At 41.6% G+C, this 21,688-nt stretch carries 24 protein-coding genes; 11 read left to right on the forward strand and 13 right to left on the reverse strand.

The window, feature by feature from the left end:
* Window positions 1–456 carry a SixA phosphatase family protein gene (locus ACO6S0_RS09760; protein WP_422348201.1) on the forward strand — a complete coding sequence of 152 codons (456 nt, stop codon included), beginning with the start codon at window positions 1–3 and terminating at the stop codon, window positions 454–456.
* On the opposite strand, the gene ACO6S0_RS09765 is transcribed toward ACO6S0_RS09760, so the two are convergent.
* Complete coding sequence (locus tag ACO6S0_RS09765; RefSeq protein WP_422348202.1) at window positions 457–1,197, reverse strand: DUF6503 family protein; 741 nt, start codon at window positions 1,195–1,197, stop codon at window positions 457–459.
* Between the two features lie 68 nt (window positions 1,198–1,265).
* Here ACO6S0_RS09765 and smpB point away from each other — a divergent pair, with 68 nt between their 5' ends.
* Window positions 1,266–1,727 (forward strand): SsrA-binding protein SmpB, encoded by a 462-nt coding sequence (gene smpB, locus ACO6S0_RS09770; protein ID WP_422348203.1) that lies wholly within the window; start codon window positions 1,266–1,268, stop codon window positions 1,725–1,727.
* Between the two features lie 6 nt (window positions 1,728–1,733).
* On the opposite strand, the gene ACO6S0_RS09775 is transcribed toward smpB, so the two are convergent.
* Window positions 1,734–2,375: a protein-L-isoaspartate(D-aspartate) O-methyltransferase gene (locus ACO6S0_RS09775; RefSeq protein WP_422348204.1), complete on the reverse strand. Its 642-nt coding sequence runs from the start codon at window positions 2,373–2,375 to the stop codon at window positions 1,734–1,736.
* Between the two features lie 115 nt (window positions 2,376–2,490).
* On the opposite strand from ACO6S0_RS09775, the gene ACO6S0_RS09780 reads away from it, so the two are divergent.
* From ACO6S0_RS09780 to ACO6S0_RS09820, 9 genes are all read left to right on the forward strand, one after another.
* Window positions 2,491–3,456, forward strand: coding sequence for a Gfo/Idh/MocA family protein (locus ACO6S0_RS09780; protein WP_422348205.1), 966 nt, complete (start codon window positions 2,491–2,493; stop codon window positions 3,454–3,456).
* A 27-nt stretch (window positions 3,457–3,483) separates the two neighbouring features.
* Window positions 3,484–4,371: a 3-hydroxyacyl-CoA dehydrogenase family protein gene (locus ACO6S0_RS09785; protein ID WP_422348206.1), complete on the forward strand. Its 888-nt coding sequence runs from the start codon at window positions 3,484–3,486 to the stop codon at window positions 4,369–4,371.
* Window positions 4,372–4,373: 2 nt separating this feature from the next.
* On the forward strand, window positions 4,374–5,609 hold the full coding sequence (locus tag ACO6S0_RS09790) for a DUF1015 domain-containing protein (protein WP_422348207.1): 1,236 nt from the start codon (window positions 4,374–4,376) through the stop codon (window positions 5,607–5,609).
* Window positions 5,610–5,718: 109 nt separating this feature from the next.
* Complete coding sequence (locus ACO6S0_RS09795; protein ID WP_422348208.1) at window positions 5,719–6,084, forward strand: hypothetical protein; 366 nt, start codon at window positions 5,719–5,721, stop codon at window positions 6,082–6,084.
* 104 nt (window positions 6,085–6,188) lie between these two features.
* Window positions 6,189–6,848 (forward strand): YggS family pyridoxal phosphate-dependent enzyme, encoded by a 660-nt coding sequence (locus tag ACO6S0_RS09800; protein WP_422348209.1) that lies wholly within the window; start codon window positions 6,189–6,191, stop codon window positions 6,846–6,848.
* Between the two features lie 22 nt (window positions 6,849–6,870).
* Window positions 6,871–8,232: an exonuclease domain-containing protein gene (locus ACO6S0_RS09805; RefSeq protein WP_422348210.1), complete on the forward strand. Its 1,362-nt coding sequence runs from the start codon at window positions 6,871–6,873 to the stop codon at window positions 8,230–8,232.
* Window positions 8,229–9,068, forward strand: coding sequence for an ion transporter (locus tag ACO6S0_RS09810; protein ID WP_422348211.1), 840 nt, complete (start codon window positions 8,229–8,231; stop codon window positions 9,066–9,068). Before ACO6S0_RS09805 ends, ACO6S0_RS09810 begins: the two co-directional genes overlap by 4 nt.
* Window positions 9,065–9,988: a tRNA (adenosine(37)-N6)-dimethylallyltransferase MiaA gene (miaA, locus tag ACO6S0_RS09815; protein WP_422348212.1), complete on the forward strand. Its 924-nt coding sequence runs from the start codon at window positions 9,065–9,067 to the stop codon at window positions 9,986–9,988. Before ACO6S0_RS09810 ends, miaA begins: the two co-directional genes overlap by 4 nt.
* Window positions 9,981–10,472 (forward strand): gluconokinase, encoded by a 492-nt coding sequence (locus ACO6S0_RS09820; protein ID WP_422348213.1) that lies wholly within the window; start codon window positions 9,981–9,983, stop codon window positions 10,470–10,472. Before miaA ends, ACO6S0_RS09820 begins: the two co-directional genes overlap by 8 nt.
* 262 nt (window positions 10,473–10,734) lie before the next feature.
* On the opposite strand, the gene ACO6S0_RS09825 is transcribed toward ACO6S0_RS09820, so the two are convergent.
* The 11 genes from ACO6S0_RS09825 to ACO6S0_RS09875 all read right to left on the reverse strand — a co-directional run bounded on the left by ACO6S0_RS09825 (window position 10,735) and on the right by ACO6S0_RS09875 (window position 21,593).
* The gene (locus ACO6S0_RS09825; RefSeq protein ID WP_420399972.1) at window positions 10,735–11,448 is read right to left on the reverse strand and encodes a response regulator transcription factor; all 714 of its coding nucleotides are present in this window, start codon (window positions 11,446–11,448) and stop codon (window positions 10,735–10,737) included.
* 5 nt (window positions 11,449–11,453) lie between these two features.
* Complete coding sequence (locus ACO6S0_RS09830; protein WP_422348214.1) at window positions 11,454–13,040, reverse strand: sensor histidine kinase; 1,587 nt, start codon at window positions 13,038–13,040, stop codon at window positions 11,454–11,456.
* A 77-nt stretch (window positions 13,041–13,117) separates the two neighbouring features.
* A complete protein-coding gene (gene coaE, locus ACO6S0_RS09835) occupies window positions 13,118–13,705 on the reverse strand; it encodes a dephospho-CoA kinase (protein ID WP_422348215.1) in 588 nt (195 codons plus the stop codon).
* Window positions 13,702–14,658: a YbbR-like domain-containing protein gene (locus ACO6S0_RS09840; protein WP_422348216.1), complete on the reverse strand. Its 957-nt coding sequence runs from the start codon at window positions 14,656–14,658 to the stop codon at window positions 13,702–13,704. Before ACO6S0_RS09840 ends, coaE begins: the two co-directional genes overlap by 4 nt.
* Entirely contained in the window at window positions 14,658–15,668 is a 1,011-nt protein-coding gene (locus tag ACO6S0_RS09845) for a glycosyltransferase (protein WP_422348217.1), read from the reverse strand. Before ACO6S0_RS09845 ends, ACO6S0_RS09840 begins: the two co-directional genes overlap by 1 nt.
* Before the next feature lie 56 nt (window positions 15,669–15,724).
* The gene (locus tag ACO6S0_RS09850) at window positions 15,725–16,537 is read right to left on the reverse strand and encodes an enoyl-ACP reductase FabI (protein ID WP_138833641.1); all 813 of its coding nucleotides are present in this window, start codon (window positions 16,535–16,537) and stop codon (window positions 15,725–15,727) included.
* Window positions 16,538–16,628: 91 nt separating this feature from the next.
* Window positions 16,629–18,281 (reverse strand): DNA repair protein RecN, encoded by a 1,653-nt coding sequence (gene recN / locus ACO6S0_RS09855; protein ID WP_422348218.1) that lies wholly within the window; start codon window positions 18,279–18,281, stop codon window positions 16,629–16,631.
* 46 nt (window positions 18,282–18,327) lie between these two features.
* Entirely contained in the window at window positions 18,328–19,218 is an 891-nt protein-coding gene (locus tag ACO6S0_RS09860; protein WP_422348219.1) for a DUF4835 family protein, read from the reverse strand.
* Window positions 19,211–20,416 carry a bifunctional phosphopantothenoylcysteine decarboxylase/phosphopantothenate--cysteine ligase CoaBC gene (gene coaBC / locus ACO6S0_RS09865; RefSeq protein ID WP_422348220.1) on the reverse strand — a complete coding sequence of 402 codons (1,206 nt, stop codon included), beginning with the start codon at window positions 20,414–20,416 and terminating at the stop codon, window positions 19,211–19,213. The genes ACO6S0_RS09860 and coaBC overlap by 8 nt, the downstream gene beginning before the upstream one ends.
* Window positions 20,417–20,419: 3 nt before the next feature.
* A complete protein-coding gene (locus ACO6S0_RS09870; RefSeq protein ID WP_097046104.1) occupies window positions 20,420–20,746 on the reverse strand; it encodes a DNA-directed RNA polymerase subunit omega in 327 nt (108 codons plus the stop codon).
* 19 nt (window positions 20,747–20,765) lie between these two features.
* The gene (locus ACO6S0_RS09875) at window positions 20,766–21,593 is read right to left on the reverse strand and encodes an outer membrane protein assembly factor BamD (protein ID WP_422348221.1); all 828 of its coding nucleotides are present in this window, start codon (window positions 21,591–21,593) and stop codon (window positions 20,766–20,768) included.
* Window positions 21,594–21,688 lie beyond the last annotated feature (95 nt).

Consider the following 21,688-nt stretch of genomic DNA (forward strand, 5'->3'; position numbering starts at 1 on the left):
ATGGAAATTACAGAAGATCCCGTGATTTCTACATTTTATTTTATCAGGCATGCCGAAAAAGACAGGACCGACCCTGAAAATAAAGATCCTGAATTGAATCAGGATGGTTTAAACCGAGCTATTAGATGGGCCGAGGTGTTTGATCCCATTGATTTGGATGCTGTGTATTCCACCAATTATGAGCGCACTTCCATGACTGCTGCTCCTACTTCCGTGAAAAAGAACATTCCCATAAAATATTATGATCCGGCCTCCCTGGATATTGAGGCTTTTAAGAGTTCCAACGAGCGATTGAGCGTGCTGGTGGTGGGACACAGCAATACCACTCCGGACTTTGTCAATAAAATGTTGGGAGTTGATAAATATCAACCCATGGATGATACGGATAACAGTAGCCTTTTTATTGTCCGAATCATTGACGGGGAAGCCACGGATCTTCGTTTACAAATAGATTGATCAGGGAGTCACTTCAATATCCGTAAGTTCGATTTTGGACAGTAGCTCCAAGCCACCTTCTTCAAACATTTTGCCAATTTCCAGTAGGGGTGTTCCCTTTGTTTTGGGCTTGAAGTTATTGTAATCCACAAAGCGAATTCCTTCTACAAATCTTTCATTGTACGCTTCCCTAAAACGCTGTCCTCCTCCATCAGTATGATAGTCATAGGCCAAATAATCCACCTTAAAGGTTTCGGTGTTAAACCAATAGATGTAAGTGTCATCAAAATCCTTCCCGCCCCCTTCTTGCTCAAAGGTAACCTTTAGCTTGAAATAGGGCACTCCTTTGATGGCTTCGATTCCCAAAAGCTCTTTGTTTACCGCCCTGTCGTTCAAACCGTAAGGCAATCGCGAAAAATAGTGTACCGAGTTTACAGAATTTGCATATTTGAATGCCAGGGTATCGGGTAAGGACACCAAGGAATCATTGAAATAGCGTTTCAAATTGGAATTGGTCTTAACATCCTTGACGATTACTGAATCCAAATAGGTGATGCGTTCCAAAACCTTCTTCCCATTTTCCATCCGCGAACTGTATTTTCTACCTCTAAATTTGAATGAGCTTCCATGGGTCTTGTACAAAAGTCCACCACTGACCTCAATGGATTTGTCCACAATTTCTTGGGCCGTCATTTGGGTTTTGGATTGTTGTTTACAGGACAGGGTGAGCACCAAAATCAATCCAAAAAAAACAGGTTTCATAAAAATCGGTTTCATAGATAATCGTAAAATTCAATACAACATTACAAAGAGTTTCTATTTTTGTCCCAATGCAGAAAAACATTAACATAAAAAACAAGCGAGCCAGATTCGATTACGAAATTTTGGACACCTATACGGCCGGAATAGTTTTGGGCGGGACCGAAATCAAATCCATCCGATTGGGCAAGGCATCGCTGTCCCAGAGCTTTTGCGAATTCAATGAGCGTGGGGAGCTTTTTGTGATCAACATGCAAGTGGATGAGTACAGCCATGGAGGTTACTACAACCACAAACCCAAAGCAGAGCGCAAACTTTTACTCAATAAAAGAGAACTAAAAAAACTGCGTAGGGAGGTAACCACTTCTGGACTTACCATAATCCCAATCAACCTTTTTATCAATGAAAAGGGGCTTGCCAAAGTAAATATTGGTCTGGCCAAGGGTAAAAAATTGTACGACAAAAGGGAAACAATAAAGGACAGGGACAACAAACGCGATTTATCCCGTATCAAAAAAAGCTTTAACCGATAATGGAAGTTAATTTTTGTTTTCCAGCAAGGGTACAAACCTAAAGGCTCCCAACTCCTGTTTTTCAAATTCCTTTTCAGATTTTCGGGTGAACAAAGTCATGGTCTGACTGTCCACACCCACAGGAATCACCAGTTTTCCTCCTACTTTCAATTGTGACATTAGAGCCTTGGGTACTTTTGGCGCTCCAGCTGTTACAATGATGCCATCAAAGGGAGCTTCCTCGGGCATACCTTTGTAGCCATCGCCAAAAACGACTTTTTTTGGCCTATAGTTCATTTTGGTGAAAAACAACTTGGTCTTTTTAAACAGTTCTTGCTGTCGCTCAATCGTATAGACTTTGGCCTTTAAGTGTAACAAAACAGCTGTCTGATACCCGCTTCCCGTACCAATTTCCAAAATCTTGTCATTGGGTTTAATCTGCAAAAGCTCTGTTTGGAACGCAACCGTGTAAGGTTGGGAAATGGTCTGTTCCGCCCCAATGGGAAAAGCTTTGTCCTGATAGGCATGATCCTCAAACCCACTATCCAAAAAAAGATGTCTTGGAATCGTCCTGATAGCATCCAAAACGTTTTTGTCGGCTATTCCCTTGACCACCAATACATCGGCCAATTGGTTACGCATACCCTTATGTTTGTGTGTATCTTTCATGGTGTTGGTCTGGCCCACGAATTTAAAAAGTTCCCTTGAAAATTAATAGCGGGTTGCCCGCTTATTTTCATGGAAGAGTGGAGCCATATCCTTATTTTTGACAAAAACAATGGGTATGCTAAAAGTAGGCGTCCTTGGTGCCGGACATTTGGGTAAAATCCACCTAAGGCTCTTAAACGAATCGGAGAAATACGAACTTGTTGGTTTTTATGATCCCGATGAAATCAATGCTAAAAAAGTAGCGGCCGAGTTTGGTTATTCCTACATAGAAAACATCAATAAATTAATTGATTTGGTGGATGTTGTGGACATTGTTACCCCTACCCTTTCCCATTTTGATTGCGCCAAAAAAGCCATAGAAAGGGGACGGCACATCTTTATTGAAAAGCCGATTACCAACACCCTGGATGAAGCCGAACAGTTGCTCGGACTAGTGAATCACCACAAAGTCAAGGGACAGGTGGGGCATGTAGAGCGATTCAATCCTGCTTTTTTGGCGGTCAAGGATAAGATTAACACTCCCATGTTCATCGAAACGCATCGCTTGGCGGAATTCAACCCAAGGGGAACGGATGTTCCTGTGGTCTTGGATCTCATGATCCACGACATCGATGCCATTTTAAGTGTGGTCAACTCCAATGTGAAACAAATCAATGCCAGTGGGGTTTCGGTAATTAGCAAATCTCCTGATATTGCCAATGCACGCATCGAATTTGAAAACGGGTGCGTTGCCAACCTTACCTCCAGTAGAATTTCCCTGAAGAATATGAGGAAATCAAGGTTTTTCCAAAGGGATGCCTACATCTCAGTGGATTTCTTGGAGAAGAAGGTGGAAGTGGTGAAGATGAAAGATGCCCCGAAACAACCTGGGGATTTTGACATGATTTTGCAAAATGCGGAGGGAGAAAAGAAGCAAATCTATTTTGAAAACCCTGACATTCAAGCCAACAATGCCATTTTGGACGAGTTGGAAACCTTTGCAGATGCCATCAATATGGACACAGAACCCATTGTGACCTTGGAACAAGGAACCCAAGCCCTTCGTGTGGCCTTACAAATTATTGAATCCTTCGAAAAGTAATTCGAACAAGCTTAAAGAAACTACCTTATGAAAACTATAGCTGTGATTGGAGCTGGAACCATGGGAAATGGAATAGCCCATGTTTTTGCCCAAAATGGATTTCAAGTCAACCTTATTGATATCGCCCAAACGTCCTTGGACAAGGGTTTGGCAAACATTGCCAAAAACTTGGATCGCATGATTGCCAAGGAGAAAATCTCCACAGAGGACAAGAAAAACACCTTGGAAAACATTACACCCTTTACCGTATTGAAGGAAGGCGTGGCCCAAGTGGATTTGGTAGTTGAAGCAGCCACCGAAAATCTGGACATTAAATTGGGCATTTTTAAGGAACTGGATGAAATCTGCGACGCTAAAACCCTGCTGGCCACCAATACCTCCTCCATTTCCATAACTCAAATTGCCGCAGCTACCCATAGACCCGAGAAGGTCATTGGGATGCATTTTATGAATCCAGTGCCTATTATGAAATTGGTGGAGATCATCCGCGGATATAGCACTTCAGATGAAGTTACCCGCACCATTATGGACCTCTCTTCAAAATTGGGCAAAACACCAACCGAGGTCAACGATTATCCTGGTTTTGTGGCCAATCGTATTTTGATGCCCATGATCAACGAAGCTATTGAAACGCTTTACAATGGAGTGGCAGGCGTACAGGAAATAGACACCGTAATGAAGTTGGGCATGGCCCATCCCATGGGACCGTTGCAATTGGCAGACTTTATAGGACTTGACGTGTGTTTGTCCATATTAAAGGTCATGTACGATGGGTTCAAAAACCCAAAATATGCCCCATGTCCCCTACTGGTGAACATGGTTATGGCGGGTAAACTTGGTGTAAAATCCGGGGAAGGATTCTATGACTACTCGGAGTCCAGAAAGGCGGAAAAAGTTGCGAAACAATTTAGCTAGGCATGGCCGTCATTAAACCTTTTAAAGCCATTCGCCCTGCCGAGGATAAAGCTTCATTTGTGGCTACTCGCTCCTATGAGGAATATTCAAAGGACGAGCTTAGGTCGGTTTTAAAGTACAATCCCTTTTCTTTTTTACATATTCTCAATCCAGGGTTTAAGTTCCATAAAAATATTTCAGGAAAAGAACGGTTCAGGTTGGTTCACAATCGGTATTTGGAATTTTTGGAGGACAATATTTTCCTTAAGGATGAAGAAGCTTGTTTTTACCTGTATCAGATATCCAAGGGTAGTTTCAAGACCCTGGGGTTTTTCTGTGCTTGCAGCGTCTTGGACTATCAGAACGACGTTATCCGAAAACACGAGGATACCATTCAGCGCAGGGAAAAACTGTTTGCTGATTATTTGGATACCGTAGGATTCAATGCAGAACCGGTATTGATGACCTATGCCGATGATTCCACTATCAGTGCACTTTTGGGCGCAGAGGCTTCCAAAACTCCTGTTTACAATTTTACCACTACGGACAAGTATAATCATCAGCTATGGAAAATTGAGGATTCCTCAGCCATAAAGCAGCTTCAAAATGCCTTTGAAGATATGGATGCACTTTACATTGCGGATGGTCATCATAGAAGTGCATCTTCCCACCTATTGGCTGAGAAGAAAAAAGCTAAAAACGACGGACATTCGGGAAATGAGGCCTACAACTATTTTATGGCTTATCTCATTCCAGAAACAGCCATCAAAATCTACGAGTTCAACCGTATGGTAAAGGACTTGAATGGTCATTCCAAGGAGGAATTTTTGATTCAATTGGACGAACTTTTCAGGATTGAAAAGAAAGACGATGGGCTTTATAAGCCCAGCCAAAAACATCACTTTAGCATGTGTTTGGATGGGGAGTTCTATTCCCTCTATTTGCGCAAAAAAGTCTATGAGTTTACCGATGCCCTTAGCGAACTGGATACTCAAATCTTATATAAGACCATTTTGGAACCTATCCTGGGAATTCATGATTTAAGGAACGATAAACGTATTTCTTATGGTTATGGCAAACACAACGTCATTCAAATGAAAAATGCCATAGACAGTGGAAATTTTGCCGTAGGCTTTAGTTTGGTGCCCACTAGCATTGAAGAAATCAAGGCCATTGCGGATGCCGGTCTGGTAATGCCCCCCAAAAGTACTTATATTGAACCCAAACTCCGTAGTGGGTTGGCTATCTATGAATTTTGAATCTATAGATAAAATTGCTTTCTTTACAATGTAAACCAATTGCACCTACCTCAGCAATTGTTAGATCGACCTCATTATTTAATATTCATTTTTAACCAAATCATTTATTATGAGGAAGATTAATCTATTAGTGATGTTAACCATGTTTTTAGCTGTAAGTAATTCTTATAGTCAAGTTTCCAAAGAAGAAATGGAGCATTTTTTTGGTAAATATGACCCTTCCGATTTTGAACTTGTCTTTATTGAACGTGGTTCATTGGGAGTGAAAAACCCAAGTAACAACAATGTTAAGTTTCACAAAAACCAGGTAGATTTGAATCCAAAGACCGCAAAATTTATCTTAGGGGAAACTTCCGTTGAAGTTACTGATGGCATAGTACATATACTTATCCCTTATAGTAGCATTTCTTGTGCTAAAGTTCAAGAAGGAACTGAAAAATACTATTCGAGCGTCAGCATAGAACTGATGGATTAGTTCCATAAAAGTCATATTTTTAGTACCTAAGCGGATTATGAATAAAGAGCTTAACTTAGAAATAAGGGTATCCAATTTGGATATCCTTTGTTAATTTTGCCCACATGTCAATAGCAGAAAACCTCAGTCAAATACAAAGTGGGCTGCAAGAGCACATTACCTTGGTAGCCGTTTCCAAAACCAAACCTGTTGAGACCATACTGGAGGCCTACGAGGCTGGCCAGCGGGTTTTTGGGGAAAACAAAATCCAGGAAATGGCCCAAAAGTGGGAGCAACTCCCCAAGGATATTGAATGGCACATGATCGGTCATGTTCAACGGAATAAGGTAAAATATATGGTCGAGTTTGTTTCATTGATTCATGGGGTGGATAGTTTACGGCTTCTTATTGAAATTAATAAACAGGCTAAAAAGCACAATAGGGTTATCCCTTGTCTTTTACAGACCCATATTGCCGAAGAATCCACCAAATTTGGTTTGGATGAACAGGAGCTACATGAAATTATATCCTCAGAAACCTTTACCCAACTAGAGCATATTCAAATCAAGGGGTTAATGGGGATGGCCACCTTTACTGATGATCAGAACCAGATACGAAAGGAATTTGCCCATTTGAAATCCATTTATGATAAAGTGCAGGGGCAATTACCTCAAATTTCAATCCTCTCCATGGGTATGAGCGGGGATTATTCCATTGCCATAGAGGAAGGTAGTACTATGGTGCGCATAGGAAGTAGTATCTTTGGAGCACGGAATTATAACTAATCCCTTTTTTCCAACCAAATTCATGTACGCCGTACTCGATATAGAAAGCACCGGAGGTAAATACAACGAAGAGGGAATCATGGAAATTGCAATCCACAAATATGATGGACATCAGGTGGTGGATAAATTCATGAGCCTCATCAATCCAGAAAGGGAAATACAGCCTTTTGTCACCAAACTAACTGGTATCAACAATAAAATGCTGCGTACCGCTCCAAAATTCCATGAAGTGGCCAAACGCATTGTGGAAATAACGGAAGGAGCCATTCTGGTGGCACATAATGCCCAATTTGATTATAGAATTCTAAGAACCGAATTCAGAAGATTGGGATATGACTTTCAACGAAAGACTCTTTGCACGGTAGATCTCTCCAAAAAACTGTTGCCCGATGCAGAATCCCATAGTTTGGGCAAATTGGTAAGATCGCTCGGGATTCCCATGAGCGATAGGCACAGAGCCAATGGCGATGCCATAGCTACCCTTAAATTGTTTAAAATGCTGTTGGATAAGGATTTAAGCAAGTCCATTGTCAAAGAGGTAATTCGTAAAGAAACCGAAGGAGAACTCTCGCCCACCCAACTGGATATTGTGTCCGACCTACCCTCTGAAACCGGAGTGTATTACATGCACGATAAAGAGGGAGAAATTATTTTTCTGGGAAAGACCAAGAATGCCAAGAAAAGGGTCAACCAGCACTTTACCAATGTGGGACAACTGGCCCGTAAACTCCAGAAGGAAACCAGAAAGGTCTCCTTTGAACGAACTGGCAGCGAACTGGTGGCCATTCTCAAAGAGTATCAGGAATTGCGAAACAACAATCCCAGGCATAATAGCATTGCCAAAAAGAAGTTGTTTTCCCATGTCATTAATTTCCATCAAAACGGCACCCCACATATTGAAATTGAAATTGTAAAAAACAAATTTCGAAAGAAGCAGAACTTAGGGTTTAGCGGAGTGGTTTCGGCCAAGAATTTTCTGGCAAAAATTAGTGAAGAGTTTGCGATTTGTCCCTCTTCACTTGGGCTGGATGTTGAATGCAAACACAGTCAAAATGGATGCGCCCAAATGTGCACCAATATTGAAAATGCCCCAGTTTACAACCAAAAAGCCAGTTCGGCATTCCAAAAATACAGCCTATTGGACAAGAATATTGCTATTTTGGACAAAGGCCGCGAAGTGGGTGAACGTAGTTTCATCTTGATCAAAGGGGGCATCCTAAAAGGTTTTGGATATGTGGAACTCAACCATCAAATAAATAATATTCATATCTTAGAATCCATTATAACCCCTATGACCAGTGATGAGAATACTACATTTATTGTAGAATCGCACCTAAGAAAAAACAGTAGGCTCAAGGTTTTGGAGTTAACCCCTACCGCTTGAAAGCATATAAAGTACATTCCGGTTGGAAAAACACACTTCATGAGATTATTTATGAGGCCGATACCCCACTGGGCAAACTGTTTGACTTAGTTCTGGTTATTTTAATTGTACTCAGCGTGATTTTGGTAATGCTGGAGAGCGTCAAGGAAATAGACCTGCATTACCATACAATTCTGCTGACACTGGAATGGGTGGTTACCATCTTTTTTACCCTGGAGTACATCGCAAGACTTATTAGCATAAAGAAGCCTTGGAAGTATGTTTTCAGTTTTTATGGTATTATCGATTTTATCTCCACCATTCCACTATATCTCTCCTACATCTTGGCTGGATCACAGGTGTTATTGGCTGTAAGGGCCTTTAGGTTGCTTCGGATTTTCAGGATTCTAAAGTTGGTCAAATTTATGGGCGAAGCCTCCCAGTTAAAGGCTGCATTAAAGGCAAGCAGGGCCAAAATTGCCGTTTTTATCTATGTGGTCCTCATCCTTTCCGTAATCATGGGAACCGTAATGTACCTGATAGAAAGTGACGAAGCCGGATTTACCAGCATTCCCAGAAGTATCTATTGGACTATAGTAACCCTGACCACCGTAGGTTATGGCGACATTGCCCCACAAACCAACTTGGGACAGTTTTTGGCCACCGTAATTATGATTTTGGGTTACGGAATCATTGCCGTTCCAACGGGAATCGTCACCGTTGAATTTTCTAGGCATAAAATGGGACAAACAGCTGCCAGTGTGGTGCATGCCAATACCCAAGCTTGTCCCAGCTGTTCCGCAGAAGGACATAGGGACGATGCCACCAACTGTTATAACTGCGGCGATTTATTATGAATTCCAAGACCTTGATTGCCGTGGTAGGGCCTACCGCAATTGGAAAGACCGCCCTGGGTATACATCTTGCCCAACATTTTAACACCGAAATCCTTTCTGCGGATTCACGTCAGTTTTTCAAGGAGATGCGAATAGGTACCGCGGTGCCTTCCAAAGCCGAACTCAATACCGTTCCTCACCATTTTATTCAGCATAAGAGCATTAAAGAACCCTATTCTGTAGGCGATTTTGAACGGAATGCATTAACCAAACTCGAAGAACTTTTTCAATCCAAGGATGTTGCGGTTATGGTGGGTGGAAGTGGTCTTTATGTGGATGCAGTTGTTCAAGGTTTGGACGAATTCCCAAAAGTAAATCCGTCAATTCGCGACTTCTTAAACAAAAAATTGGAAACGGAAGGATTGGAAGCCTTGCAATCCGAACTGAAGTCTAAGGACGTGAAATACTATCAAATGGTGGATTTGGGCAATCCTCATCGGCTCATCCGTGCTTTGGAAGTTTGTATCACTTCCGGTAAGCCCTACTCTTCCTTTCTAAAACAAAAAAAAGACATTAGACCCTTTCAAACCTTGTATGTGGGAATACAGGCAGATCGTGAGGTCATATACAATCGTATCAACGAGCGTGTTGACATTATGATGGAACATGGATTGTTGGAAGAAGCAAAAACCTTGTACCCCCATAAGCATCTAAATGCCCTGCAAACTGTTGGCTATAGGGAACTTTTTGAGTATTTTGATGGTGAGGTCGATTTGGATTTCGCCATCTCTGAAATCAAAAAAAATACCAGGAGATTTGCCAAAAGACAGCTTACCTGGTTACGGAAAAATGAGAACATTCTATGGGTGGATTTTGATACGGATATCAAGGAAATCTCTAAGAAAATCAATATTGAATTAAAAAGAATACAAAGTGGGTAAGATAACGGTATTGATTGTCATGGGAGTATCTGGAACGGGTAAGTCAACCATTGGGACCATGCTTTCCAAACAACTGGGAATCCCATTTTTTGATGGCGATGACTATCATCCAGAAGCCAATGTTAAAAAAATGTCCGCTGGTCAACCCTTAAATGATCATGACCGACAAGGTTGGCTGATCCGATTAAATGAATTGTCCAAAGAACACCAAAAGACGGGAGCCGTTATCGCATGCTCGGCATTAAAACAAAGTTATCGGGATTTGTTGAGGCAAGGAATGAACGAAAAACTGGCATTTGTATTTTTGGAAGGCTCCTTTGAATTAATAAAATCTAGGTTGGAGAACCGCAAGGGGCACTTTATGACCTCCACACTACTGCAGTCCCAGTTTGATACCTTGGAGCCCCCGGAGGATGCGATCACGGTATCCATTGCTTTAAAACCGGAAGAAATACTCCAACAGGTCATCCAACAGCTTGAATAACGCAAGTTCGTTGTAAGGAATCATCATTCTGGCATTCAATCTCTGTATTTATGATTTATCACTTGGAGCGCCGTGTCTTCTGAAAGGGAGGCAGTCGAGAAGTCATTGAACCTTAGTTTTTCAAATAGGTCTCGACTGCGCTCGACCTGACACAAATCACATTTCTCTGTTGGTCAACTCAATATGCCAGAACCCTCATTAAATAGATTTTTGGCATAAAAAAACCACCCAATTGGGTGGTTGATTATATATAGTGTGTTTTCTATTGATTTTCCGCTTTGACCACCAATCTAAATCCTTCTCCGTGAATATTCAGAATTTCGACTACATCATCACGCTTCAAATATTTCCTTAGTTTGGCAATGTATACGTCCATACTTCGGGAAGTAAAATAATTATCGTCCCTCCAGATTTTGGTCAATGCCAATTCCCTCGGCATTAAGTCATTTTCATGCAATGCAAGCAAACGCAACAATTCATTTTCCTTAGGAGACAATTTAATAGGCTCTTCTTCCAAATAAGTGAGGAACCTAAGTTTTGAATTTAGGTGGAAATTACCAATTTGAAATTCAAATTGCTTGCTGTCTGCCAATGTACTGGACGCTTTTCTTTGAAGTATTGCTTTAAGTTTCATCAACAACACCTCAGAATCAAATGGTTTGTTCAAATAATCATCGGCTCCAGCCTTATATCCTTTTAGTACATCTTCTTTCATGGTCTTGGCCGTGAGGAAAATGATTGGAACGTTTTCATTCTTTTCCCGTATTTCACGAGCCAGGGTGAATCCATCCTTATAAGGCATCATGACATCCAGGATGCACACGTCATAATTGTCCTTTTTGAACTTTTCAAACCCTTCCATGCCATTTTTGGCCAACACAACATCAAAGTCGTTCATGGACAAATAATCCTTGAGTACAATCCCAAAATTGGGGTCGTCCTCCACTAAAAGAATTTTCTTTTTCTCTGTCTCCATATTTTCTAAATTAAGGGTAGTTTTATGTAGAAAGTACTTCCTTTTCCTTTTTCACTTTCTGCATAAACCTCTCCCTGATGATCTTCTATTATTCGTTTAACATAGGCCAAACCCAAGCCATGACCTTTTACATTATGTATGTCGCCGGTATGTTCCCGGTAAAACTTCTCAAACACTTTTTTAAGGACCGCCTTGCTCATTCCCGCACCTTGGTCTTGAATTTTGATAATGATGTTGTTCTTTACCACCTCCGTAAATACATCAATTTTGGGAGATTCTGGTGAATATTTGACGGCATTGTCCAACATATTCACAATAACATTGGTAAAATGCGTGTCGTTTGCCAGAATTTCTGATCGTTCCGCATCCAAATGCGCGTTCACATATCCGCCTCTATCTGCAACAATCAGTTCAATATGGGTAATGGCGTCTTCTACAATCTCGTGAACATCCGCCCGATCTTTACTAATGTCCAGCTGATTTTTCTCCAGTTTGGATATCCGAAGCACATTTTCAACCTGGGCGTGCATCCGTTTATTTTCATCCTTGATCATTCCCAGATACCTTAACACTTTGTCCTTATCTTCAATGGATTTCGGATTTCGAATGGCCTCCACCGCCAAATTAATGGTCGCTATGGGAGTTTTGAACTCATGGGTCATGTTGTTGATAAAGTCGGTCTTGATCTCTGAAATCTGCTTCTGCTTTATCAATTGATAAATTGCACTGGAATAGGCAACCATGATCACCAAGGTGAAAATCAGTGATAAGAGTGCCATGCCCATAATGGACTGGAACAAAAACTTGTTCATGGATGGAAATGTAAGCAATAATGAAAAACTGGTCTGCCCTTCACTGTCCTTAAAAATCCTGGACTCATACATTTTCGATTCCGAGAACTTGAACTTTTTGGATCTAATCTTGGTAGGATACCCCTGGCTATAAACTCCGTACTCATAGTCAACGTCAATGTTCCTGTCCGCCAATTCCTGGCTCAACAATAGTTCCAGCTCTTGGGTGCTTACCCGTTTATGAATAGGCTGACTTTTGGCGTATTCCATGAAAACATCCTCCATCGCCAATTTCTCAATACTGGAAAGTCCGCCAATTTTTTCAGCTCGTTGAATGGGCGTTAGGCTATAACTTTTCCCGTCCAAACCATATTCCTCCTTAAACACGGCCTTTGTCCGTTTACTGGTGAAATTGGTAATGGTTGTGGAATCCACATCCCCCTGTAAATTATTATCAAAGAACGTTGATGATATATTGTAATCCTCTTCCAAAATTCCATGGGAGTAGAAGAGAATCTCATCAGAATTCAAATCCCTATCAACAAACAAAAAATTTCTGAACTGTGTGGTTTTCGGTTGCCCAACACTATCTACCAAGGAAGCCAAACGATCTGAATAATCCTTCATCTCCCTTTTCTCCACCCTACTCGCTACTCTATCCAGTATATCGGTGACCGTTCTTGAGAATTGCTCCTCCTTGTCATTTATCGAAGTTCTTATCCAGTATACTTGAACAAAAATTATCCCGATAAGGGACAAGCTCATAAGAATGACGAGAAGAACAAATAACTTCTTGTTCATTGGGGTAAAATTAGAAATTTAACATTTAGGCCTTTTATCGTTTAACCTAACCTTAACAAAAATGTTAAAATGATATTTCAATTTGCTTGATTAGCAAGTGTTTCATGAAGTTTTATCACTTGTTGGCGCGTATTTTCCAAATCCAAATTGTCAATTATGAAGTGTGATAAATCTTTCTTTTTAGCATCTTCCAGTTGGTTGCGCATGCGATCCAAAACCTGTTCTTTTTTAGCTTGGTCCCTGCGCATTACCCGTTCCAATCTAATTTCTTGGGGAGCTGTTACCAAAATAATGTGATCGTAGTTGTCCTGCATCCCGTTTTCAAAAATCAAAGCAGTTTCCTGAATCACATATGGACCTTCCTGTTCCGCAACCCATTGGGTAAAATGCTTCCGTACGGCCGGATGTACTATCCCATTAAGGGCCTTCAACAGTTCTGGCTGGGTAAATACTTTGGAAGCCACAAAAGCCCTGTTCAAAACTCCGTCTTCATAGGATGTCTCTCCCAGCAATTCCACGATAGCTTCTTTCACTTGGACAGAATTAGACATCAGATTTCTGGCTTCCAGATCTGAATCATAGACCGAAATTCCCAGTGCCCTGAACATTTCAGCCACTGTGCTTTTGCCACTCCCAATACCCCCTGTTAGCCCTACAATCCTCATTGTTGTTCCAATACAAAATTAACCTTATTGACCAAGGGCCTTAGATCATATACTTTTTCAGGGGTTTCCAGAATTTCCAGGAACAATTCGTTGCTATCGGAATTTCTCAGTTGCCTATAATCTGCAATGATTTTGATATCATCAGCGGAAAGGGATTTTAACCGTTCCACGGTTGCCTTGCACAACACAGAAACGGAGTTGGGAAAGGTTTTGATTTGGTACCCTTCCGGAAGATTCACCACCTTTATAGGCACCTCAAAAACTTCTTCGGAAAATTTCACGACAGTACCGGACACTTCCACCCTATTGGTAGAAAAAATACTGTTGACCAAGTTTCTGGGGAATACCAAAAGTACTTCTTCGGAAAAATCAGAGGAGACTTGGGCCATTTCCAATTTGGAAGTGAAAATATGTCTTATGGTATCAATCTCTTTTTTAGGGCCTTTTACAGTTACCGTTGCAGGTTTGATGGTAGGTTCCCCATCCAAAATAAAGTTTTGTGCAAACTGCACATCCAGTTGGGCCACTATAGGCACCTCCTTGGAGTTTACCTGATATAGGTCTACCGTTAGCTGTCTTCTATCCAAATCCAAGAGTGAAATATTCTGGGACAATTGCTGTTCAATTTGTTTTTTAAGGGCATCTTCTGATAGCATGTATCTTCCGTTCCTATATTGAACCTCTCCCAAATTTACATTGACCCTTTTGTTCCAAAACTTATAGTACAGAAACTGAAATCCACTGGTTCGAAGTTTAGCCTCCATGGTATTAACGGCATTGTTCCCCAACAGTAAGGTGTCTGGTAAGTTCCTGTAATTCAAATCAAAATTGACCCTGGATTCATAGGACTCGGATAGGTTACTTAAAAACCAAGCAAGGAAGGAACACAGTAAAAAGATGAAAAACACTTTTACTTTTCTTCTATTTAGGCCTTGCAAGAATTTTTTGACCACTATGATTTTCGTTTGAAGAACAATTTTGGAAACAGCTCCTCTGGTTCCTTCTTACTAAAATTAAGCAAGATTGTGGATTTAAGGAAACCCAAACCATATCCCGTGAATTGGGTAAGTGCCGCAAAAATGGCGTAAATAGCAACCACAAGATTCTTGTTTTGGACTGCCGCACCTACAAACAAAAGGGCAAAATAGACACCATACAACAGTAAGGGCAGGTAAATTTTAGCAATCAGCAGCACAATAGAGATAATCAGTCCCAACATAAAAAAACTTGGGAACCAATAGGTCATTTTGGCGGTACCAGGATGCCATTGGTTTAAAATGGGCCGTACACTTCCAAATTTATTTACCTGAATATAGAATTTGTTCCAGTCAATCCGGCGTTTGTGGTAAACAAAGGCTTTTGGAAACAATCTGGAATCGAAACCGGCCTTCCAAATACGAAAGGTCAGGTCTGGGTCTTCCCCGGGATGTATCCTCCCAAACCCCCCTACTTTTTCAAATGCAGTTTTGGAAATGCCCATATTAAAACTTCGTGGCTGGAATTTGCCAACAGATTTCTTTCCTCCTCGGATTCCACCTGTGGTAAATACTGAGGTCATTACATAGTTGATGGCCTTCTGAACCGTTGTAAACGACTCGTGCGCCGCATCGGGACCTCCAAAGCAATGTACAAAATTGGCGTTGAGCTCTTTTTCAACCTCAACCAGATATTGGGGAGGCAAAATGCAATCGGAATCCAAAATGATAAAATAATTTCCTTTAGCCTTTTGCATTCCAAAATTTCGGGAATCCCCTGGGCCTGAATTTGGTTTGAAATAATAGGAAATATTCAGATTTTCATTGAATCCTTCTACAATATCATCAGACCTTTCCGAAGAACCGTCCTCCACGATAACCACCTCAAAGTCATTCGTGAATTCTTGCTGTTGCAAACTTTGCAGCAGTTCGCGTACCTCATCGGGTCTATTGTAAACCGGGACTATTATGGAGAAATACAGGTTCATCCTTAAACACAAAAGCCATCCCAAACAAGGATGGCCTCCGCTATCTTATTTTAATATCATTCGCTGAACTCATCAATGACTTCTTGGCTAACCCCAGTATTGGAGAAACCACCATCGTGGAACAGGTTCTGCATGGTCACTTTTCGGGTTAAATCGGAAAACAGACTGATGGTATAATCTGCACAATCCGCCGCTGATGCATTTCCCAATGGCGACATTTTCTCGGCATAGTTGATAAATCCACCAAAGCCCTTTACACCCTGCCCGGCAGTTGTTGGGGTTGGGGATTGGGATATGGTGTTGACCCTTACTTTCTTCTCTTTCCCGAAGAAATAACCAAAGCTTCTGGCCACAGATTCCAAATAGGCTTTGTTGTCGGCCATATCATTATAATCTGGGAACGTACGCTGGGCCGCCATATAAGTCAAGGCTACAATACTCCCCCATTCATTCATGGCATCCGCCTTAAACAGGGTTTGCATTACCTTATGGAACGAAAGTGCGGAAACGTCCCAACCCTTGGTAGTGAAATCGTATTTTTCATCCGTATAGGCACGTCCTTTACGTACGTTTACCGACATTCCTATGGAGTGCAGCACAAAATCCAATTTACCTCCCAAAATTTCCATGGATTGGCTTACCAAATTTTGCAAATCCTCCTCGCTTGTGGCATCTGCCGGAATAATTTCCGAATTGGTCTTTGCAGCAAGTTCTTTGATTTGCCCCATTCGCATGGCTATGGGTGCATTGGTTAGCACAAAAGTTCCACCTTCCTCATGAACACGCTCTGCAGTCTTCCAAGCTATGGAGTTTTCATCCAAGGCTCCAAAAATGATTCCTCGCTTACCTTTTAAAAGATTGTATGCCATTCTTATTGTATTGTTTGGTTTAGCGGCAAAGATATTTAATCTAATTGATTTTTATCCGCTCTAGTCGAAGTTCCACAACCGTGGACATTTCCTATTGCAATAATTGCTTGGCATGTGCCAAAGCCGAATCCGAAAGCGTTTTCCCTCCTAACATTTCTGCCAGCTCCTTTACCCGTTCTTCCTCGTTCAAATGCTTCATTCGGGTACTGGTGCCAGATGCACTTTCCTCTTTAAAAACCTTAAATTGATGACTTCCCTTGGAGGCAACCTGGGGCAAGTGGGTAATGGAAAAAACTTGCATGGTCTGGCTCATCTGTTTCATAATCTCTCCCATGCGGTTCGATATTTCTCCTGAAACACCGGTGTCTATCTCATCGAACATCATGGTGGGCAATTGTTCAAATTGCGCCAGCAGGGATTTTATAGTGAGCATGATCCTGGATAATTCACCGCCAGATGCTACTTTCTTTAACTCCCCATATTCTGAACCCTTGTTAGCGGAGAACAGGAATATTAGGTCATCTTTTCCGTTGGATTTGAGGGCATCCGAAGGATGTATCTCTATTTTGAAGGTAGCCGAGGGCATTCCCAATGCGTACAGGTTTTCCTGAAGGGTGTGTTTTAGCTTGGGGATGGCCTTGTTTCTGGCCTCTGTGATTTTTGCCGCCCAAGTGTCCGCTTTCTTTGCTACCAGCTGTAGTTCTTGTTCTTTTTCCAAGATATTGGACTCAATATTTTCTACAGCATCCACTTTCGCGCTTAAATCCTTCTTGATGGCAAGTAGTTCTGCAACAGAATTTACCTGATGCTTTTTTTGAAGGTCATATAATAGCTGAAGCTGACCGTTTACGGCCTCCAAACGCTCAGGATTGGCCTCTACCCCGTCCTTCAATACTTCCAATTCTCCTGCCACATCGTCCATTTCAATAAAAATGGATTGCACCCGTTCATTTAGCTTGGTATAGGTATCACCAAAATCCGCTAAATGTTGAAAGCTGCGTTTTAAATCGGCCATTCTCCCCAATAACCCCAATTGCTCGTCATTAAGCAGTTGATGTCCTTGGGACAATTGCTCCATAATTTGCTCCACATTGTTCAACTGCTCATATTCCATCTCCAATGCCTCTTGGATTCCTTCTTTAAGCGATGCGGCTTCCAATTCTTTCAACAAAAAACTGTTATAATCGTGTTCTTTATTGGAGTTGGCTTGAAATTTCTGGAGTTCCCTTAATTCCTTGGATACCTTTCTATACATCTCCAAGTGGGTTCTATAGTTATGCAGGTTATCCTGGTTTCCTGCTAGGGCGTCCACTACCTTAAGTTGAAAATCATTTTCGGTCAAGCGTAGGGTTTGATGCTGTGAATGAACATCCACCAAACGTTCCCCCAATCCTTTAAGGATATCCAAAGTAACTGGCGAATCATTTACAAAGGCGCGGGATTTTCCGCTGGGTAAAATTTCTCGGCGTAAAATGGTATCGTGTTCGTAATCCAAGTCATGGGACCGGAAAAAATCTTCCAAGCTGTATTTGGATATGTCAAACTCAGCTTCAATAATACACTTTTGCGCTTGGTTTTTTAAGGAGGTTAAATCCGCCCGCTTTCCCAAAACCAAAGAAAGTCCACCCAATAAGATGGATTTTCCAGCTCCAGTCTCGCCTGTAATGGTAGTAAATCCAGCTGCGAACTGCACGTTCACATCATCAATCAATGCATAGTTCTGAATGGAAAGATTTGTTAGCAACTTAGCGGATTTTCCCCGTAAAGATATAGCTCTTTGGAGAAATGGACTAGTAATTTATTTCGTTCCAGGTATTGGAATAAAATGGTGCCACCCGATTCAAGGTTTCCTTGAGTTTTACAATGTCCACCTTGGGGCCATCGGAGAAGATATTTCTAATTTCCTCGGACTTGGCATCAAAAAAAGTTTGGATCAAAAAAGCATTGGGTCGGCGTTTGATCAAAGTCTCAAACAAACGCATGCTTCCAGCAATTACCTGTTTGCCAGTGCTATTGTTGTCACCCAAAATATCCATCCCCTTTCTATGGTAGTTGTACATGGCAATCCGATACTCCCTAAAGGAGTTGCTCATTAAATTGTCCACCAATTCAAATCTGGAACGTTCCCCAGTTTCTTGGTTCCAGCCTGAAAAATTGGAACCCTGTGCCTGGGTGACAATATTCTGCGCCTTACGGAACATTTCATCACCTCCTTCCAAAGAAAAGGTATCCGCATCCAGGCCTAAAATCACATACACATAATAGGTGATAACGCCTACCAAGTTGGAATCAAAGACATTCTCGTTGTATACCAAAGGCTGAAATTCCTGGTATTGGAAGTTGAAAGCATCATCCTTATAATTGAAGATGGGACTTTCATAGGAGGTGTTGAACACAGGGCGGGAAGATTGAATCTGGATGTTGGCTTCAAACCGGTCCGATTCATACTGCGAGACCGTAATGAACATCCTGGCATTGACGCGTTCATTCTCCCGATACACACGATTGGTCCACTTGTTTTTGTTCACAAAATCGTTGAGCGAACGTTCCAACGTCCTAAATATCTGCTGGTTGGTCTGACTCACCTGGTCAGAGTTGACCGTTACCGTACAATTCAGTTCTTGCGCAAACGAGATTTGTGCAATGAAAAACAAAAAAACGAGTATAATGATCCTATGCATGGATTCTGGAGATAATTTCTTCCCAAATGTCCGAAGCAACTTCGGACTTTGTCTTCAATCCAAACGTTTTAATCCCGGAATTCTTATCGATAAAGGTAATTTTGTTGGTGCCACCTCCAAAACCAGCGCCATCGTCCTTAAGCGAGTTCAATACAATAGCGTCCAAATTTTTGCGCATCAACTTGCCTTTGGCATTTTCAAGCTCGTTTTCCGTTTCCAGGGCAAAGCCCACCAAAAACTGTTTGTCCTTGCGCTCGCCAAGTGATAAAAGGATGTCTGGGTTTCGTTCCAATTCAATTTGAAGGTCTCCATCCTTCTTTTTCATTTTTTCTTGTGCCACATGTTTGGGTCTGTAGTCCGCCACAGCTGCTGCTGCAATGGCTACATCCACATCCCCAAAATGTTTATGACAGGTATCGTACATTTCCTGGGCCGAAGTAATTCGAATCAACTGAATGGAATCATGATCCGCTGTCAAGCTGGTAGGGCCAGCCACCAAAATAACTTTTGCTCCCAAATTAGCTGCCTTTTTAGCCAATTCAAAACCCATGGTTCCCGAGGAACGATTACCCAAAAATCGAACAGGATCCAAGGGTTCATGAGTAGGGCCAGCCGTGATCAAAACTTTCTTGCCATTGAGGGGCAAGTCCTGTGATAATTCGTTTTGGATAAACGCAAGAATATTTTCCGGCTCTGCCATGCGTCCTTCCCCATGCAGTCCACTGGCTAATTCTCCAGATTCGGCTGGAATCATTTTGTTTCCGAAGGAAGTCAGTTTCTCCAAAGAGGTTGCCGTAGACGGGTGTTTGTACATGTCTAAATCCATGGCAGGTGCAAAAAAGACCGGACACTTGGCTGAAAGATAGGTCGCCAACAACAGGTTGTCACAAATGCCCTGGGACATTTTGGACAGTGTATTGGCGGTGGCCGGGGCAATAATCATAAAATCTGCCCACAGGCCCAGTTCCACATGATTGTTCCATGATAAACTTCCGTCCTCCTCGTTCACAAAATCCAACAGCACCGGATTTTTGGACAAGGTGGACAAAGTAAGGGGAGAAACAAAAGAGCCGGCACTCTTGGTCATTACAACTTTGACCTTGGCACCAGCTTTTATCAGTAACCTAACAAGAAATGTGGTCTTGTATGCGGCAATTCCCCCGGTAACGCCCAAAAGAATATTTTTACCGCTAAGCATTTCTTAGGCGTCTTTCTCTGTGTTTCTGTAGTAGATTTTGTCTTCCAACCACTCCATTACTGCCAAAGCATGGGGCTTTGGAAGCTTTTCGTAAAACTTGGAAACTTCTATCTGCTCCTTGTTTTCAAAAACTTCTTCCAAGCTATCGCTGTAGGTGGCGAATTCTTCCAACTTTTCCAACAATTCCTTCTTTATTTCAGAATTGATTTGGATGGCTCGCTTGGACGCAATGGAAATGGCTTCATAAATGTTGTCCGTTTTCTCATCAAATTCGTTCCTGTTGTGGGTCACGGTAGAAACGGGAGCTTTGGTGTTTTTCAAATCTTGCATTTACGGATAGTTTAAAATGTTATTTGGAGCTAGTGTATACACTCAACTCTTTCTGTATTTTTTCGGACAGATCGTCCGCTTTCTTTTTAAATTGGGTCTCAGGAAAATACCTGAACAAATTGTTATACGCAGACAATGCATCTTCCAGACGTTCCTGCTTTTTGTTCTCTGTACTGTTAACCGCCAAATTGGTAGCCGCCTCTATTCTATAATAGAGTGCTTCTTCCCTATAAATGGAACCAGGGTTATCGGAAATAAAATTATCCAGGGCAGTAATGGCCGAAATCAAGATGGGGTAGTTGAATTTCCCCAACTTGTTGAACTGCTTGGCTATCTCTATTTGCTTTCTTTCCTTTTTGGAGGTCAACTCCTTGGCCATGGCATTCGCCTCTTCAAAAAATTCCGATTCTGGATAGGTGTTGATAAAGGTCTGTAGTTTGGCCAAGGCCTTGTCAGTATCCGTTTGATCCAACGAATAGGCTGGAGACAATTCATAATAACTCTTTGCCCCTAAAAAGGAAGCTTCCTGAATCTTATCACTTCTCGGATATGATTTTATAAATCGCTCAAACTGGTATCCAGATAGGTAATAATCCTTGGTTTTGAAATAGGAGTCCGCAAAAAAGAACATTACCCGCTCTCCTTGTGGTTTGCCAACATAACGGGGCGCAATCTGCTCAAACAATCTTTTTGCCCTTTTATAATCTCCTTCGTCATAGTATTTCTGGGCCAAATCATATTTAGCCTTTACATCCTCATTTTTAAGCACTTTCTGGTACTCACTACAGGATGAAAACAAAATTGCGGCAAAGAGTAAAGGAAGAATCGACCTCATTTTCAAAAACATTTTGCAAAATTAGTGATAATCAATGGATTTAAAAAATAGAAATCCACTTCCAAAAATAAGTGTCCGAGCAGCTTCCTGCTAAGGTTTTGGCTAAG

Origin of the sequence: Flagellimonas sp. (assembly GCF_965233845.1) — a bacterium.
GTDB lineage: Bacteria > Bacteroidota > Bacteroidia > Flavobacteriales > Flavobacteriaceae > Flagellimonas.

Coding starts and splice junctions, on each gene's coding strand:
- ACO6S0_RS09760 (WP_422348201.1), top strand. CDS start 1: ATGGAAATTACAGAAGATCCCGTGATTTCTACATTTTATTTTATCAGG.
- ACO6S0_RS09765 (WP_422348202.1), bottom strand. CDS start 1,197: ATGAAACCTGTTTTTTTTGGATTGATTTTGGTGCTCACCCTGTCCTGT.
- smpB (WP_422348203.1), top strand. CDS start 1,266: ATGCAGAAAAACATTAACATAAAAAACAAGCGAGCCAGATTCGATTAC.
- ACO6S0_RS09775 (WP_422348204.1), bottom strand. CDS start 2,375: ATGAAAGATACACACAAACATAAGGGTATGCGTAACCAATTGGCCGAT.
- ACO6S0_RS09780 (WP_422348205.1), top strand. CDS start 2,491: ATGCTAAAAGTAGGCGTCCTTGGTGCCGGACATTTGGGTAAAATCCAC.
- ACO6S0_RS09785 (WP_422348206.1), top strand. CDS start 3,484: ATGAAAACTATAGCTGTGATTGGAGCTGGAACCATGGGAAATGGAATA.
- ACO6S0_RS09790 (WP_422348207.1), top strand. CDS start 4,374: ATGGCCGTCATTAAACCTTTTAAAGCCATTCGCCCTGCCGAGGATAAA.
- ACO6S0_RS09795 (WP_422348208.1), top strand. CDS start 5,719: ATGAGGAAGATTAATCTATTAGTGATGTTAACCATGTTTTTAGCTGTA.
- ACO6S0_RS09800 (WP_422348209.1), top strand. CDS start 6,189: ATGTCAATAGCAGAAAACCTCAGTCAAATACAAAGTGGGCTGCAAGAG.
- ACO6S0_RS09805 (WP_422348210.1), top strand. CDS start 6,871: ATGTACGCCGTACTCGATATAGAAAGCACCGGAGGTAAATACAACGAA.
- miaA (WP_422348212.1), top strand. CDS start 9,065: ATGAATTCCAAGACCTTGATTGCCGTGGTAGGGCCTACCGCAATTGGA.
- ACO6S0_RS09825 (WP_420399972.1), bottom strand. CDS start 11,448: ATGGAGACAGAGAAAAAGAAAATTCTTTTAGTGGAGGACGACCCCAAT.
- ACO6S0_RS09830 (WP_422348214.1), bottom strand. CDS start 13,040: ATGAACAAGAAGTTATTTGTTCTTCTCGTCATTCTTATGAGCTTGTCC.
- coaE (WP_422348215.1), bottom strand. CDS start 13,705: ATGAGGATTGTAGGGCTAACAGGGGGTATTGGGAGTGGCAAAAGCACA.
- ACO6S0_RS09845 (WP_422348217.1), bottom strand. CDS start 15,668: ATGAACCTGTATTTCTCCATAATAGTCCCGGTTTACAATAGACCCGAT.
- ACO6S0_RS09850 (WP_138833641.1), bottom strand. CDS start 16,537: ATGGCATACAATCTTTTAAAAGGTAAGCGAGGAATCATTTTTGGAGCC.
- ACO6S0_RS09860 (WP_422348219.1), bottom strand. CDS start 19,218: ATGCATAGGATCATTATACTCGTTTTTTTGTTTTTCATTGCACAAATC.
- coaBC (WP_422348220.1), bottom strand. CDS start 20,416: ATGCTTAGCGGTAAAAATATTCTTTTGGGCGTTACCGGGGGAATTGCC.
- ACO6S0_RS09870 (WP_097046104.1), bottom strand. CDS start 20,746: ATGCAAGATTTGAAAAACACCAAAGCTCCCGTTTCTACCGTGACCCAC.
- ACO6S0_RS09875 (WP_422348221.1), bottom strand. CDS start 21,593: ATGTTTTTGAAAATGAGGTCGATTCTTCCTTTACTCTTTGCCGCAATT.